Below are 13797 nucleotides of genomic sequence, written 5' to 3'. Positions count from 1 at the left end.
CAGCCTGCCGCTAGGTGACCATCGTCGGGTGGCTGCCCTCGCCGGCGTGTCCGGCCGCCACCTCACGATGATCAACTCGGCTGGGGGCCCTCGCGAGCCGGCTCGGCCACCAGGTGCGGTCGCCCAGCACGTGCACCGCGGAGGGGACCACCAGCGACCGGACGACGAAGGTGTCGAGCAGGACGCCGAAGCCGACCAGGAACGCCAGCTGGGTCAGGAACAGCAGCGGCAGCACCGACAGCGCGCCGAACGTCGCGGCGAGCACCATCCCGGCGCTGGTGATGACCCCGCCGGTGACCGCGAGGGCCCGCAGCACGCCGTCCCGGGTGCCGTGCCGGAGCGACTCCTCCCGGGCCCGGGTCATGAGGAAGATGTTGTAGTCGATCCCCAGGGCGACGAGGAACACGAACCCGATGAGCAGGATGCCGGGGTCGCTGCCGGGGAAGCCGAACACGCTGTCGAACAGCAGCGCGGCCACGCCCACGGTCGCCGCCACGCTGAGGACCACCGTCGCCATGAGCAGCAGCGGGGCGACCAGCGCCCGCAGCAGCAGCGCCAGGACGACGGTGATGACGGCGAGCACGCTCGGCACGATGACCCGCAGGTCCCGGGCCGCGGTCTCCCGGGCGTCGAGGTTGCTGGCCGTGTCGCCGCCGACCAGCGCCGCGGTGTCGGCCGCGTCGAGGGTCGTGCGCAGCTCCTGGACGACGTCGATCGCCTCGACGCTGTCGGCCGCGACGGCGAGGGTGGCGTCGAGCCGGACCAGCCCGTCCACGACCACGGGCGGCGCGCCCGTCTGGGGCGGCCCGCCGGCCCCGGTGAACGGCACGACGGCGGCCACGCCGTCGGTGGCCGCGGCCGCCTCGGCGACCTGCGGCCAGCTCACCTCGGGCGTGACGATCACGGTGGGGCTGCCGGAGCCGGCGTCGAAGTGGCGGGCCAGCGCCTCCTGGCCGTCGACGCCGTTCGACTCGCCCCGGATGGCGTCGGAGAAGGTGATGCCCGAGGCGTCGTAGGTCGGGGCGAACACCGCCGCCGCGACCAGCGCCAGCGTGCTGATCGCGAGCACCCGGCGCGGCCGCCGGCCGACCAGGGCTGCCACCCGCTGCCAGCCGCGGCCCTCCGGCGCGTCCACGCCGAACTGCGGGCGGAACGGCCAGAAGGCGGCCCGGCCGAGCAGCACCAGCGCCGCGGGCAGGAAGGTCAGCGCGGCGACGACCGCCAGGGTGACGCTCACCGCCGAGATCGGCCCGAGGCCGCGGTTGGACGCGAGGTCGGAGAAGAGCAGGCACAGCACCCCGAGGACGACGGTGGCCCCGGAAGCCACGATCGGCTCCCACGATCGGCGCAGCGCGGTGCGCATGGCGGTGTACTTCGACCGCTCGTGCCGCAGCTCCTCGCGGAAGCGGGCGACCAGCAGCAGGCCGTAGTCGGTGGCCGCGCCGACCACCAGGATCGCCGCGATGCCCTGGCTCTGGCCGTTGACGGTGATGGCGCCGGCGTCGGCCAGCAGGTAGGCGACCGCGTTGGCCGCGGTCAGCGCCAGCCCCGCCGTCCCGATGACGAGGAACGGCAGCAGGGGGCTGCGGTAGACGACGAGCAGGATGAGCAGGACGACGCCGAACGCGGCCGCCAGCAGCAGCCCGTCGATCCCGGCGAACCCGTTGGCGAAGTCGGCGAAGATGCCGCCCGGGCCGGTGACGAAGGAGTCGGTGCCGTCGACGGCGATGACCTCGCGCAGGTCGCCGACGACGGTCACGAGCTCGTCGCCGAGGTCCGGGGTGAGCGGCAGGACGACCTGCACCGCCTCCCCGTCCTCCGACGGGATGGGTGGTGAGGGCTGCCCGGCCAGGGCGTCGGCGTCCTCGGCCACGCCGGTCGCCGCCTCGACCCGTTCGGCGACCGTCGCCAGCGCGGCCGGGTCCAGCGGGCCGCCGGCGCTCTCCCACAGCAGGATGGCCGGGATCGCCTGGGTCGGCGCGAACTCCCGCTGGAGCTCCGCCACGCGGGTGGACTCCGCGCTGTCGGGCAGGAAGGCGGCGGTGTCGTTCTCCTGCAGCGAGGTCAGCTGCCCGCCGAGGACGGACAGCGGACCCGCGCCGCCGAGCCAGACGAGCAGGACGAGGGCGGGGAGGAGCCAGCGCAGCCGGGACATGACATCGTCTCTCGATCGGCGATAATCTCGACGATCGAGAGATTAGGCGAGTGGTGCGGGTCGGACAAACGGGGAGGCGGCATGGGCGACGACACCGGCTCGGCGCGTCAGTCGATCGCCCTCCTGCTGCGCCGGCTGACCGTGGAGCTCGACGCCGTCGGCCAGCGCTTCGCCGGGATCCACGGGCTCGGCCGGACCGACGTCCGGGCCCTGGTCACGATCATGGACGCGGCCCGCCGGGGGCAGGCCCTGACCGCGGGCGCCCTCGGCCAGGCGGTGGAGCTCAGCTCGGCGTCGGTGACCGCGCTGCTCGACCGGCTGGAGCGGGTCGGCCACGTGCGGCGGGTGCGCAGCTCCGACGACCGCCGCCGGGTGGTGCTGGAGATGTCGGACACGGCGATGGCCGCGGGCGCGGAGTTCTTCGGCGGGCTCAACCGCGACCTGGTCGCCGCGATGGACGCCTACTCGGCCGACGAGCTGGCCGTCGTCCGCCGGTTCCTCGAGGACATGACCGAGGTGATCACCCGCCACGCCCGCGCCGGGGACTGACCGGTGTCAGAGGTACAGGCCGGTGGACTCCTCGATCCGCTCGGCCGCGACGGCGTGCACGTCCCGCTCGCGCAGGATGATCAGCTCCTCGCCGTGCACCTCGACCTCGTGCTGGTCCTCGGGGGAGAACAGGACCTGGTCGCCGACCTTCACCTGGCGGACGCTCGCGCCGACGCCCCGCGCCTCGCCCCACACCAGCCGCTTGGCCACCTGGGCGGTCGCCGGGATCAGGATGCCGCCGATGGACCGCCGCTCGCCGTCCTCCCTGCGCAGCGCGACCAGGATGCGGTCGTGGAGCATCTTGATCGGCAGCCCGCTGCCCTTCACCTCCGCCACGCCCGCTCACGTTACGCGGCGCCCCGACCCGGACTTGCGGCGCGGAGAGTCCGGCACGAACCCGGCGGTTTCCGCGGAAACCGCCGGGTTCAGCCCCAGCCGAGCTCGTGCAGGCGGTCCTCGCCGATGCCGAAGTGGTGCGCGATCTCGTGGACGACGGTGATCGTGACCTCCTCGGTGACCTCCTCGGCGGTCGAGCACATCTCGCAGATCGCCTCGCGGTAGATCATGATCCGGTCGGGCAGCGCCCCGCCGTACTCCCAGCCGCGCTCGGTCAGCGCGTAGCCCTCGTAGAGACCCAGCAGCTCCGGGTCCTCCTCGTTGCGGTCCTCGACGAGGACGACGACGTTGTCGAGCAGCGCCATGAGCTCGGCCGGCACCGCGTCGAGCGCATCGGAGACCAGCGCCTCGAAGACCTCCTGCGGGAGGGGCCTCACCAGCTGGTCGGCAGCGGCCGGCCCTCCTCGTAGCCGGCCGCGCTCTGCACCCCCAGGACGGCCCGCTCGTGCAGCTCGTCGACGGTGCGGGCGCCGGCGTAGGTGCACGACGAGCGCACCCCGGCGACGATCTGGTCGATCAGGTCCTCGACGCCGGGGCGGGCCGGGTCGAGGTACATCCGCGACGACGAGATGCCCTCCTCGAACAGCCCGGCGCGGGCCCGCTCGAAGCCGCTCTGCGTCGCCGTCCGGGCCTTGACCGCCCGGGCCGACGCCATGCCGAAGGACTCCTTGTACTGCCGGCCGGAGCCGTCGTCGTGGACGTCGCCGGCGCTCTCGTAGGTGCCGGCGAACCAGGAGCCGACCATCACGGTGGCCGCGCCCGCGGCCAGCGCCAGCGCGACGTCGCGCGGGTGCCGGACGCCGCCGTCGGCCCAGACGTGCCGGCCCAGCTCGCGGGCGGCGGCGGCGCACTCCTCGACGGCGGAGAACTGCGGCCGGCCGACGCCGGTCATCATCCGCGTGGTGCACATCGCGCCCGGCCCGACGCCGACCTTGACGACGTCCGCGCCGGCCTCGATCAGGTCCCGGGTGCCCTCGGCGGTGACCACGTTGCCGGCGACCACCGTCGCCGAGCCGGCCACCGACCGCGTCGCCCGCACCGCCTCGACGGCCTTGTCCTGGTGCCCGTGGGCGGTGTCCACCACGAGCACGTCGACGCCGGAGGCCAGCAGCGCCGCCGCCTTGCCGGCCACGTCGCCGTTGATGCCGACCGCCGCGGAGGTGAGCAGCCGGCCGCTCGGGTCCAGCGCCGGCTGGTAGAGCGCCGAGCGCAGCGCGCCCTTGCGGGTGACGACGCCGACCAGCTGGTCGCCCTCGACCACGGGGGCGGCGTTGACCCGCTCGTCGGACAGGACGTCGAAGATCTTGGGCAGGTCGGTGCCGGCGGGGACGGTGAGCGGCTCGGTCATCACCTGCGCCAGCTGGCTGAACCGGTCCACCCCCTGGCAGGCGCCGTCGGTGACGATGCCGACCGGGCGGCCGGCCTCCACGACCACCACCACCCCGTGCGCCCGCTTGTACATGAGCGAGAGCGCCTCGGCCACGGTGGACGTCGGCGTCAGCGTGATCGGGGTGTCGTAGACGGGGTGCCGCTGCTTCAGCCACGCGACGACCTCGCCGACGACGTCCACCGGGATGTCCTGCGGCAGCACCGCCAGGCCGCCACGGCGGGCGACGGTCTCGGCCATCCGCCGGCCGGAGATCGCCGTCATGTTGGCCACGACGACGGGGATGGTCGTGCCCACCCCGTCCGGCGTGGTCAGGTCGACCTCGAGCCGTGATCCGACGGTGGAGTGGTTGGGCACCATGAAGACGTCGGCGTAGGTGAGCTCGGTCGCCGGCCGGGTGCCGCCCAGGAAACGCATGACCCCATTGTCCCGCACCGGCCCACCGCGGCCAGGTCGCGCGATCTCGCCACGAGGGGGGAGTCACCTGCGCGCGCGGCGGGGCGGGTCGGCGCCGCCACCTACCATCGGGGGGTGATCGACCTGCGACTCCTGCGCGAGCACCCCGACCTCGTCACGGCCAGCCAGCGCGCCCGCGGGGCCGACGAGTCCCGGGTCGACGACCTCCTCGCCGCCGACGTCGCCCGCCGGGAGGCGGTCAAGCGGGCCGACGACCTCCGCGGGGAGCAGAAGGCCGCCTCGCAGGCGGTGAAGAAGGCCACGCCCGAGGAGCGGCCCGCCGTCCTCGAGCGGGCCAAGGCCCTCGCCGCGCAGGTCAGGGAGGCCGAGGAGGCGCTGCGCGCCGCCGACGCCGGGCTGCGCGCGGCGCACCTGCGGATCCCCAACGTCGTGCACCCCGAGGTCCCGCCCGGCGGTGAGGACGACGCGGTGACGATGCGCACCGTCGGCGAGGTACCCGCCTACGACTTCGCGGTGCGCGACCACCTGGAGATCGGCGAGGCGCTCGGCGCGATCGACATGGAGCGCGGGGCCAAGGTCTCCGGCGCCCGCTTCTACTTCCTGACCGGCCCCGGCGCGCTGCTGGAGTTCGCGCTCGCCCAGCTGGCGATCAGCCGCGCCGTCGCCGCCGGGTTCACCCCGGTCATCGCCCCCGCGCTGGTGCGGCCCGAGGCGATGGAGGGCACCGGCTTCCTCGGCGAGCACGACGAGGAGGTCTACCGCGTCGAGCGCGACGACCTCTACCTGGTCGGCACCTCGGAGGTCGCGCTGGCCGGGATGCACGCCAACGAGGTGCTCGACCTGGCCGGTGGGCCGCGGCGCTACGCCGGCTGGTCGTCCTGCTTCCGCCGCGAGGCCGGCTCCTACGGCAAGGACACCCGCGGGATCATCCGCGTGCACTGGTTCGACAAGGTCGAGATGTTCAGCTTCTGCCGGCCCGAGGAGGCGGCCGAGGAGCACCGGCGGCTGCTGGCCTGGGAGGAGGAGTTCCTGCAGGCCCTCGAGCTGCCCTACCGGGTGGTCGACATCGCCGCCGGCGACCTGGGCACGAGCGCGGCCCGCAAGTACGACATCGAGGCGTGGTTCCCCAGCCAGGGCACCTACCGCGAGCTCACCAGCACCTCGGACTGCACCACCTTCCAGGCCCGGCGGCTGAACATCCGGTACCGCGACGCGGACGGGAAGAACCAGACCGCGGCCACGCTCAACGGCACCCTGTGCGCGATCGCCCGCACCATCGCCTGCCTGCTCGAGGTGCACCAGCGCTCCGACGGCTCGGTGCACGTGCCGGCCGCGCTGCGCCCCTGGCTCGGCGGCCACGAGACCCTCACCCCCGGCATGACGCTGGCGGCGCCGGTGCCCGTCGCATGAGCGCGGACCCGCCGGCCGTGCTGCCGGCGTTCGGGGGCCACCCCGGCTCGGACGACGTCGTCGACCTGGGGGACGTCGGCACCTGGCGGCCCAAGCTGGTGGCCAGCGACCTCGACGGCACGCTGCTGACCTCCGACGGCGAGGTCAGCCCGCGCACCCGGGCGGCGCTGACCGCCTGCTGGGACGCCGGGATCCCGGTCGTCGGGGTGACCGGCCGCGGCCCGCGCCTGCTGGACAGCGTGCGCGGTGCCCTCGACGGCCGCGGCATCGCCGTCCTCGCCCAGGGCGGCTTCGTCGTCGACCTCGAGCGCGACGAGGTGCTGCGCACCGTCGGCCTCCCCCGCGCGCAGGCCACGGCGGTGATCGAGCGGATCGAGGCGGTCGCCGGCGAGCTGATCGTCGCGGTGGAGGACGCCGCCGAGCAGGCCGAGGCGCACTCCCCGCTGCGGGTGCAGCACGGCTTCGACTGGCCCTACCCGGAGCCCGCGCACCTGCTGCCGCGGCACCAGGTGCTGCCCGCCGGGGCGGTGCTCAAGGTGTTCCTGCGCTCGTCCACCCTCGGGCAGGACGAGCTGCTCGCCCGCGCCCGCCAGGTGGTCGACCCCGCCGACGCCGAGGTGACGCACGCCGGGCTCGGCTTCATCGAGGTGCTGCCGCCGGGCATCACCAAGGCCACCGGGCTGGCGATCGCCCTCGAGCGGTACGGCGTGGGCTTCGGCGACGTCCTGGTGTTCGGCGACATGCCCAACGACCTGCCGATGCTGGCGGCGGTGCGGTCAGCCGGCGGGCGGGCGGTCGCGGTGGCCAACGCCCACCCCGACGTCCGGGCGGCGACGCCGCTGGTCACCAGCGGCCACGACGCCGACGGCGTCGCCCGCTACCTGGAGGCCCTGCTGTTCGAGGGGCGGCCGGTCGACGGGAGGCAGCCCGGTGTCTGACTGGCGGCCGAAGCTCATCGCCAGCGACATGGACGGCACGCTGCTGCGCTGGGACGACACGGTGAGCGAGGCGACGGTCGCGGAGCTGGAGCGCTGGCGCGCCGACGGCGTGCCGGTCGTGCTGGCCACCGGCCGGCCGCCGCGCTGGATGGTGCGCATCCGGGAGGTGCTGCGGCACGGCACCGCGGTGTGCTGCAACGGTGCGGTGCTGCTGGACCTCGCCGAGTTCGAGATCGTCGACGAGGACCCGCTGGAGCCCGAGGTGCTGCGCGAGGTCACCGCCGAGCTGCGGCGGCAGCAGCCCGACACCTGGTTCGCCGTCGAGTACGGGCTGGAGTTCCGTCACGAGCCGGTGTACCAGCCCCGGTGGGACGTCGACGCCCCCGGCGTGGCCGTCGCGCCGCTGGACGAGCTGGTCTCCGTGCCGGTGGCCAAGCTCCTGGCGCGCCACGAGTCGATGCCGCGGGACGAGTTCGTCGCGCTGGTGGAGTCGGTGGTGGCCGGCCGCGCGACGGTCACCAACTCCTCCAGCGACGCCCTGGCCGAGATCTCCGCGCTGGGCGTCACCAAGGCCACCGGCCTGGCGAAGGTGGCGGCCGAGCACGGTGTCGGCCCCGAGGACGTCGTCGTGTTCGGCGACATGCCCAACGACATCGCCGCCTTCGACTGGGTGCGGGAGGCCGGCGGGCGTGCGGTGGCCATGGCGCACGCCCACCCCGACCTGCTGGCCGCGGCGACCGACGTGACCGGCACGAACGACGACGACGGGGTCGCCGCCTTCCTGTCGGCTCTGTGACGGCCCGTCACCCCTGAGGAATCGGATCCTCTGCCCGCGTGTCGGCTGCCCCGACGCGGGCAGAGGATCCGATTCCTCGTCGAGGCGGGCTCAGGTGAGCGACGCGGTGACCGCCCAGACGACGACGACCGCCGCCACGATGGCCAGCGCCCCGAGCACCACGCCTGCGGTCGCCAGACCGGTCGGCGCGCCCCGCCGGCGCCCCTGGGAGACGCCGACACCGCCGAGGACGACGCCCAGCACGCCCAGGACGATCCCGGCGAGGGGGATCACCCAGGAGAGCCCGAGCCCCACCAGGCCCGTCACGAACCCGCCGACGCCCATGCCGTTCGTCGTGCCGCCCTGCCGGGTCGCCGCCCCCGCCGCGTGCTGCTCTGTGGTCACCGTTGCTCCGGTCTCGTCCAGGCCGGCGTGTCCGGCCGCGGACGCGGACCGTGATCGGGGACACGGCCGGCCAACCGGCCGCACCGTCCCCGTCACCCGATCGGGTGGACGACGTCACCCGGTCAGAGGTACTGGCCTCCCCCTGGGCGGATGTCGGGCTGCTGGGGCCCGGCGCTGGACGGCCCGCCGGGCAGCGCGCGCCGGCGCATCTCCTCCAGCTGGGCCCGGGCGGCCATCTGCTGGGCGAACAGCGCGGTCTGGATGCCGTGGAAGACGCCCTCCAGCCAGCCCACCAGCTGCGCCTGGGCGATCCGGAGCTCGGCGTCCGAGGGCGTCTCGCCCTCGCTGAACGGGAGCGTGATCCGCTCCAGCTCGTCCCGGAGCTCCGGTGCCAGGCCCTCCTCGAGCTCCCGGATCGACTTGGCGTGGATGTCGCGCAACCGGTTGCGGCTGGCGTCGTCCAGCGGCGCGGCCCGGACCTCCTCGAGCAGCTGCTTGATCATCGTGCCGATCCGCATGACCTTCGCCGGCTGCTCGACCATGTCGCCGATGGTGCCCTCGCCGTCCGCCCCGTCGCCGCCGGGCGCCTGCGGCAGGGGCATCGTGCCGACCGGCCGGCCGTCGGGGCCGACGACGACCACCTGCTGCGCCTGTTCACTGCCGTTTCCCGATGCGGTCATGCCTCCATCCTCCCCCGCTCCGGGGCGGGCCCGCCGGGCACCCGGAGGCCCGCTGGGCGCCGAGGGCCAGCGTCTAGGGTCGAGGGCCATGGGACCGGGGGAGGGGCGGTTGGACGTCGCCCGCGTCCGCGGCCTGTTCCCCGGTCTCTCCGACGGCTTCGTGCACGCCGACGGGCCGGCCGGTGCGCTGCTGCCGGAGAGCGTCGTGCTGGCCGTCGCCCAGGCGATGCGGGTGCCGGTGGCCGACCGGGGCGGGGTGTTCCCGGCGTCCGCCCGGGGGGAGGGCCTGGTCGCCAGCGCCCGCGCCGCCGTCGCCGACCTCGTGGGTGGGGTGTCCACCGGCGTCGTCCTCGGCGCGAACACCACCTCGCTCACCTACACGATGGCCCGCGCCCTGGCCCGGGCCTGGCGGCCGGGCGACGAGGTCGTGGTCAGCCGGCTCGACCACGACGCCAACATCCGCCCGTGGGTGCAGCTCGCCGAGCGGTCGGGGGCGCTGGTGCGGTGGGCCGAGGTGGACATCGAGACCGGCGAGCTGCCGGACTGGCAGTACGACGAGCTGCTCACCCCGCGCACCCGGCTCGTGGCCGTCACCGCCGCCAGCAGCGCCCTGGGCACCCGGCCGGACGTGCCGGCGATCGCCCGCCGGGCGCACGAGGTGGGCGCGCTGGTCTTCGTCGACGGTGTGCACGCCGCCCCGCACGGCCTGCTCGACGTCACCGCGCTCGGCGCCGACTTCCTCGCCGTCGCCGCGGACCGGTGGTGCGGGCCGCACGTGGCCGCGCTGGTCGCCGACCCCGACCTGCTGGCCGACCTGCACCCCGAGAAGCTGCTGCCGGTGCCCGACCGCGTGCCCGACCGGTTCGAGAGCGGGACGGTGGCCTTCGAGCTGCTGGCCGGCGTCGCCGCCGCCGTCGACCACCTCGCCGGGCTGAGCGAGGAGGCCACCGGCTCCCGGCGGGACCGGCTGCGCACGTCGATGGCGGCGGTGACCGCCTACGAGAGCGACCTGTTCGAGTGGCTGGACCAGGCCCTGCGCGCCATGCGCCACGTGCAGGTGCTCGGCTCGCCCGCGCGGACCACGCCCACGTTGTCGTTCACCGTCGCCGGCATGCGGCCGCGCCAGGTCGCCGTGGAGCTCTCCCGCCGCGGGATCTGCGCCTGGGACGGGGACTTCTACGCCCGCGAGCTCTTCGACGCCCTCGGCGTCAACGAGGAGGGCGGGGCGGTGCAGCTCGGCCTCATGCACTACAACACCGCCGAGGAGGTCGGCTACCTGGTCGACTCGGTGGCCGGGCTCCGCCCCCGCTGAGCTCGTCTCCGCCGGGCCGGTTGAACCGATCCCCCCGCGGATCCGTGCTCCCTGGTGTCGGCCCCGTCGCGAGGAGGCCGCCCGGCAGAGGGAGCTCCCCATGCGGAGGACACCGGTCCTCTCCACCGTCCTCGCGGTCGGCGTGCCGGCGCTGGCCGGGCGCGGCTCCGACGACGACGGGGGCGGGGCCGCCTCCGGCCAGCCGTCGTCCCCCGACGGCACCACGATCACCTCGACGACCGCACCCGCCGCGTTGCCCGCACACTGAACGCCCCGCTCCCCGAGGAGTGCGCCATGAGTCGACCGCGTCCGGAGGTCCCGGGTCCGCTGCTGGCGGCCGGGCGGGTCGTCGGCGCCGTGCTGCTCGGCGCCAGCGCCGGCATCCACCTGTACCTCTGGGACGCCGACTACGACACGATCCCCTGGATCGGGCCGTTGTTCCTGCTCCAGTCGATCGCCGCGACGTTCCTCGGCATCGGCGTCCTCGTCGCGCCGGCGCACTGGCTGCCCCTCGTCGCCGTGCTCGGGGCGGCCCTGCTGCTCGGCACCCTCGGTGGCCTCGTGCTGTCGGTGTGGGTCGGGCTGTTCGGCTTCTCCGAGTCGTCCGAGGCGTCGCTGTTCTGGCAGAGCGTGTGGGTCGAGGCCGTCGGCGCGGCGGTGCTCGTCTGCGTCGCCGCCGTCCGCCCGCGGCAGCGGGCCGACCCGCGGACCGGCCGCCGGCCGGTCCGCAGCGGCTGATGCGGCCCCGGGGCGGGCAGACCCGCGAGCGCACGCTGCGGGCCCTCTACGACGCGCACGCCCCGGCCCTGCTGGCGTACGCGCTGCGGCTGTGCGGCGGCGACCGCGACCGGGCCGAGGACGTCGTGCAGGAGACCCTCGTGCGGGCGTGGAAGCACCTCGAGGAGCTGGACCCCGAGGCGTCGCCGGTGCGGCCCTGGCTGTTCACCGTGGCCCACCACCTGGCCATCGACGCCCACCGCGCCCGCCGGGCCCGGCCGACGGAGGTCTCCGACGCCGGGCTGGCCACCGTCCCGGCCCTCGACGACCTGGCCGGCGCCCTCGACCGGATCGTCGTCACCGACGCGCTCGGCGCGCTGTCGCCGGAGCACCGGGCGGTGATCGTGGAGACCTACTACCGCGGGCGCACCGTGAGCGAGGCGGCCGCCGTCCTCGGCATCCCGCCCGGCACGGTCAAGTCCCGCTGCTACTACGCGCTGCGGGCGCTCAAGCTGGCCCTCGCCGAACGGGGGGTGACGACGTGACGTGCCGTGCCGCGGTGCCCGACCTGGCGGCCTACCTGCTCGGCGCGCTCGAGCCCGAGGAGCGGCGGGCGGTCCAGGAACACCTGCGCCACTGCGACGACTGCCACGCCGAGCTGGCCGAGCTGGCGCAGCTGCCCGGCCTGCTGGCCCTGGTGCAGCCGGAGGACCTGCTCACCCCTCCGGTCGCGCCGTCGCCGGACCTCTTCGACCGCGTCTCCGCCGCCGCCCGCCGGCCGCGCTGGACCCGCCGCCGGCTGCTGGTCATCGCCGCGCTGCTGGTGCTCCTGGTGGGCGGTGTCCTGGTGGCCATCGCGGCGTGGCCGCGCACGGACGCCACCACGGTCACCGCCGCCAACGGTGGCGTGGAGTTCGCCGTGACCGCCACGGAGGGCGGTGGCGGCACGGTCCTCGACATCGCCGTCGACGGCCTCGCACCCGCGGGGGAGTGCCGGCTCGTGGTGGTCGACGAGGCCGGCCAGGTGCACCCGGCCGGCCGGTGGGGTGTCGACGACGATGGCGGCGGCACCTGGCGCGGCTGGGCCGACATCGACGCCGAGACGGTCACCGCCGTGGTCCTGCTCGACGGCCGGGGGGCCGAGCTGGTGCGGGCGCCGCTGGTGAGTGGTGGCTAGTGGGTGAGCTTGAGCCCGACGACGCAGCCGAGCAGGCCCGCCAGCAGCAGGACCCGGACCGCCGACACCGGCTCCTGACCGGACCACATGGCGTAGCCCGCGGTCAGGGCGACGCCGACGCCCACCCAGACGGCGTACGCCGTGCCGAGGGGGAGACCGCGCATCGCGTAGGCGAGACCGGCCATGCTGCCGGCCAGCGACACGGCGAAGACGACGGTGGGCAGCGGGCGGCTGAACCACTGCGAGCGGTCGAGCGCGGTGGCCCAGACGGCCTCGAGGACGCCGGACAGGACGAGGACGAGCCAGTACACGGGGATCTCCTGGACGCCGTCTTGTCGCTGTCCGGGTACGGCGTGCTCGTCCGGGAGTCCGGTCGCGGACCCATCCCCAGGGTCGCACGAACGGTGCGGAGCCGGGCGGTGAGACCGGCCACCAGGCCCGGGTCAGCCGTCGTTGACCAGCAGCACCTTGCCGATGTGCTCGCTGGCGTCGACCACCCGGTGCGCCTCGGCGGCGCGGGCCATGGGCAGCCGGCGGTCGACGATCGGCCGGACGACGCCGCGCTCGACGTCCGGCCAGACGTCGTGCCGGACGGCGGCGACGATCTCGGCCTTGCCGCCGGGACCGGTCGCCGGGCGCGCCCGCAGCGTCGTGGCGTGCACCGAGGCCCGCTTGCGCATGAGCGCGCCCAGGTCGATCTCGGCCTTCGTGCCGCCCTGCATGCCGATGCAGACCAGCCGCCCGCCAGTGGCCAGGGCGGCGAGGTTGCGGGACAGGTACTTGGCTCCCATGTTGTCGAGGACGACGTCGACGCCGACCCCCTCGGTCTCGTCCAGCACGCACTCGACGAAGTCCTCGTCGCGGTAGTTGATGCCGACCTCGGCGCCCAGCTCGCGGCAGACGTCGAGCTTCGCGGCACTGCCGGCGGTGGTGAACACCCGGGCGCCGACGCGGGCGGCCAGCTGGATGGCCATGGTGCCGATGCCGCTGGAGCCCCCGTGCACGAGGAAGGCGTCGCCGCGCTTGAGCCCGGCGAGCATGAACACGTTGGACCAGACGGTGCAGACCACCTCGGGCAGGGCCGCGGCGGTGGCCAGCTCGACGCCGGCCGGGCGGGGCAGCAGCTGACCGGCGGGGACGGCGACCCGCTCGGCGTAGCCCCCGCCGGAGAGCAGCGCGCACACCTCGTCGCCGACCCTCCAGCCGGAGACGCCCTCGCCGACCTCGCTGACCACGCCGCTGCACTCCAGGCCCAGGACGTCGCTGGACCCGGGCGGTGGCGGGTAGTGGCCGGCCCGCTGCAGCAGGTCGGCGCGGTTGACCGCGGTGGCCACGACGTCGACGAGCACCTCACCGGGCTTGAGGACCGGGTCGGGCACCTCGCCCCAGCCCATGACCTCGGGTCCACCCGCTCCGTCGAGAGTCACCGCACGCATGCCCCCGACCCTAGAAGGACAGGCGTCCCGGTGCGCTCCAAGT

The 13797-nt window shown here is 75.0% G+C and carries 17 protein-coding genes and 1 riboswitch; of the genes, 9 read left to right on the top strand and 8 right to left on the bottom strand.

Features of this window, described 5'->3' with window-relative positions; all coding sequences use genetic code 11:
* Nucleotides 1-10: 10 nt before the first annotated feature.
* Nucleotides 11-2155 (bottom strand): MMPL family transporter, encoded by a 2145-nt coding sequence (locus MY520_RS05945; RefSeq protein WP_436691057.1) that lies wholly within the window; start codon nt 2153-2155, stop codon nt 11-13.
* An 81-nt stretch (nt 2156-2236) separates the two neighbouring features.
* Between MY520_RS05945 and MY520_RS05940 the strand changes: the two genes are divergently transcribed.
* Nucleotides 2237-2704 (top strand): MarR family winged helix-turn-helix transcriptional regulator, encoded by a 468-nt coding sequence (locus MY520_RS05940; protein ID WP_436691055.1) that lies wholly within the window; start codon nt 2237-2239, stop codon nt 2702-2704.
* Between the two features lie 6 nt (nt 2705-2710).
* On the opposite strand, the gene MY520_RS05935 is transcribed toward MY520_RS05940, so the two are convergent.
* From MY520_RS05935 to MY520_RS05925, 3 genes are all read right to left on the bottom strand, one after another.
* Entirely contained in the window at nt 2711-3040 is a 330-nt protein-coding gene (locus MY520_RS05935) for a GroES family chaperonin (RefSeq protein WP_436691053.1), read from the bottom strand.
* Between the two features lie 89 nt (nt 3041-3129).
* On the bottom strand, nt 3130-3477 hold the full coding sequence (locus MY520_RS05930; RefSeq protein ID WP_436691051.1) for a metallopeptidase family protein: 348 nt from the start codon (nt 3475-3477) through the stop codon (nt 3130-3132).
* A complete protein-coding gene (locus MY520_RS05925) occupies nt 3474-4904 on the bottom strand; it encodes a GuaB1 family IMP dehydrogenase-related protein (RefSeq protein WP_436691049.1) in 1431 nt (476 codons plus the stop codon). Before MY520_RS05925 ends, MY520_RS05930 begins: the two co-directional genes overlap by 4 nt.
* A gap of 114 nt (nt 4905-5018) precedes the next feature.
* Here MY520_RS05925 and serS point away from each other — a divergent pair, with 114 nt between their 5' ends.
* From serS to MY520_RS05910, 3 genes are read left to right on the top strand one after another with little or no spacing between them, the layout of a single operon-like run.
* Nucleotides 5019-6314 carry a serine--tRNA ligase gene (gene serS, locus MY520_RS05920; RefSeq protein WP_436691047.1) on the top strand — a complete coding sequence of 432 codons (1296 nt, stop codon included), beginning with the start codon at nt 5019-5021 and terminating at the stop codon, nt 6312-6314.
* On the top strand, nt 6311-7252 hold the full coding sequence (locus MY520_RS05915; RefSeq protein ID WP_436691045.1) for an HAD family hydrolase: 942 nt from the start codon (nt 6311-6313) through the stop codon (nt 7250-7252). The genes serS and MY520_RS05915 overlap by 4 nt, the downstream gene beginning before the upstream one ends.
* A complete protein-coding gene (locus MY520_RS05910; protein WP_436691043.1) occupies nt 7245-8048 on the top strand; it encodes an HAD family hydrolase in 804 nt (267 codons plus the stop codon). Before MY520_RS05915 ends, MY520_RS05910 begins: the two co-directional genes overlap by 8 nt.
* A gap of 90 nt (nt 8049-8138) precedes the next feature.
* On the opposite strand, the gene MY520_RS05905 is transcribed toward MY520_RS05910, so the two are convergent.
* A complete protein-coding gene (locus tag MY520_RS05905) occupies nt 8139-8432 on the bottom strand; it encodes a hypothetical protein (protein WP_436691041.1) in 294 nt (97 codons plus the stop codon).
* Nucleotides 8433-8554: 122 nt separating this feature from the next.
* On the bottom strand, nt 8555-9112 hold the full coding sequence (locus MY520_RS05900) for a bacterial proteasome activator family protein (protein WP_436691039.1): 558 nt from the start codon (nt 9110-9112) through the stop codon (nt 8555-8557).
* Nucleotides 9113-9200: 88 nt separating this feature from the next.
* Between MY520_RS05900 and MY520_RS05895 the strand changes: the two genes are divergently transcribed.
* From MY520_RS05895 to MY520_RS05875, 5 genes are all read left to right on the top strand, one after another.
* On the top strand, nt 9201-10424 hold the full coding sequence (locus MY520_RS05895) for a cysteine desulfurase-like protein (RefSeq protein WP_436691037.1): 1224 nt from the start codon (nt 9201-9203) through the stop codon (nt 10422-10424).
* Between the two features lie 100 nt (nt 10425-10524).
* The gene (locus MY520_RS05890; RefSeq protein ID WP_436691035.1) at nt 10525-10692 is read left to right on the top strand and encodes a hypothetical protein; all 168 of its coding nucleotides are present in this window, start codon (nt 10525-10527) and stop codon (nt 10690-10692) included.
* Between the two features lie 26 nt (nt 10693-10718).
* Complete coding sequence (locus MY520_RS05885) at nt 10719-11162, top strand: hypothetical protein (protein WP_436691033.1); 444 nt, start codon at nt 10719-10721, stop codon at nt 11160-11162.
* The gene (locus tag MY520_RS05880) at nt 11162-11686 is read left to right on the top strand and encodes a sigma-70 family RNA polymerase sigma factor (RefSeq protein ID WP_436691031.1); all 525 of its coding nucleotides are present in this window, start codon (nt 11162-11164) and stop codon (nt 11684-11686) included. Before MY520_RS05885 ends, MY520_RS05880 begins: the two co-directional genes overlap by 1 nt.
* Nucleotides 11683-12318 carry an anti-sigma factor family protein gene (locus MY520_RS05875; protein WP_436691029.1) on the top strand — a complete coding sequence of 212 codons (636 nt, stop codon included), beginning with the start codon at nt 11683-11685 and terminating at the stop codon, nt 12316-12318. Before MY520_RS05880 ends, MY520_RS05875 begins: the two co-directional genes overlap by 4 nt.
* Here MY520_RS05875 and MY520_RS05870 read toward each other — a convergent pair.
* The gene (locus MY520_RS05870) at nt 12315-12629 is read right to left on the bottom strand and encodes a DMT family transporter (RefSeq protein ID WP_436691027.1); all 315 of its coding nucleotides are present in this window, start codon (nt 12627-12629) and stop codon (nt 12315-12317) included. The two genes, MY520_RS05875 and MY520_RS05870, sit on opposite strands and share 4 nt — an antisense overlap.
* Nucleotides 12630-12639: 10 nt before the next feature.
* A riboswitch (guanidine-III (ykkC-III) riboswitch) is annotated at nt 12640-12704 on the bottom strand.
* Between the two features lie 57 nt (nt 12705-12761).
* Nucleotides 12762-13754: an NAD(P)H-quinone oxidoreductase gene (locus MY520_RS05865; protein WP_436691025.1), complete on the bottom strand. Its 993-nt coding sequence runs from the start codon at nt 13752-13754 to the stop codon at nt 12762-12764.
* Nucleotides 13755-13797: the final 43 nt, after the last annotated feature.

This window comes from Geodermatophilus sp. CPCC 205506 (assembly GCF_051383635.1).
GTDB lineage: Bacteria > Actinomycetota > Actinomycetes > Mycobacteriales > Geodermatophilaceae > Geodermatophilus.
Note: the sequence above shows the minus strand (reverse complement) of the source record. Positions and strands in the feature narration are given on the sequence as shown.

Coding starts and splice junctions, on each gene's coding strand:
- MY520_RS05945 (WP_436691057.1), bottom strand. CDS start 2,155: ATGTCCCGGCTGCGCTGGCTCCTCCCCGCCCTCGTCCTGCTCGTCTGG.
- MY520_RS05940 (WP_436691055.1), top strand. CDS start 2,237: ATGGGCGACGACACCGGCTCGGCGCGTCAGTCGATCGCCCTCCTGCTG.
- MY520_RS05925 (WP_436691049.1), bottom strand. CDS start 4,904: ATGCGTTTCCTGGGCGGCACCCGGCCGGCGACCGAGCTCACCTACGCC.
- MY520_RS05915 (WP_436691045.1), top strand. CDS start 6,311: ATGAGCGCGGACCCGCCGGCCGTGCTGCCGGCGTTCGGGGGCCACCCC.
- MY520_RS05900 (WP_436691039.1), bottom strand. CDS start 9,112: ATGACCGCATCGGGAAACGGCAGTGAACAGGCGCAGCAGGTGGTCGTC.
- MY520_RS05895 (WP_436691037.1), top strand. CDS start 9,201: ATGGGACCGGGGGAGGGGCGGTTGGACGTCGCCCGCGTCCGCGGCCTG.
- MY520_RS05890 (WP_436691035.1), top strand. CDS start 10,525: ATGCGGAGGACACCGGTCCTCTCCACCGTCCTCGCGGTCGGCGTGCCG.
- MY520_RS05885 (WP_436691033.1), top strand. CDS start 10,719: ATGAGTCGACCGCGTCCGGAGGTCCCGGGTCCGCTGCTGGCGGCCGGG.
- MY520_RS05880 (WP_436691031.1), top strand. CDS start 11,162: ATGCGGCCCCGGGGCGGGCAGACCCGCGAGCGCACGCTGCGGGCCCTC.
- MY520_RS05865 (WP_436691025.1), bottom strand. CDS start 13,754: ATGCGTGCGGTGACTCTCGACGGAGCGGGTGGACCCGAGGTCATGGGC.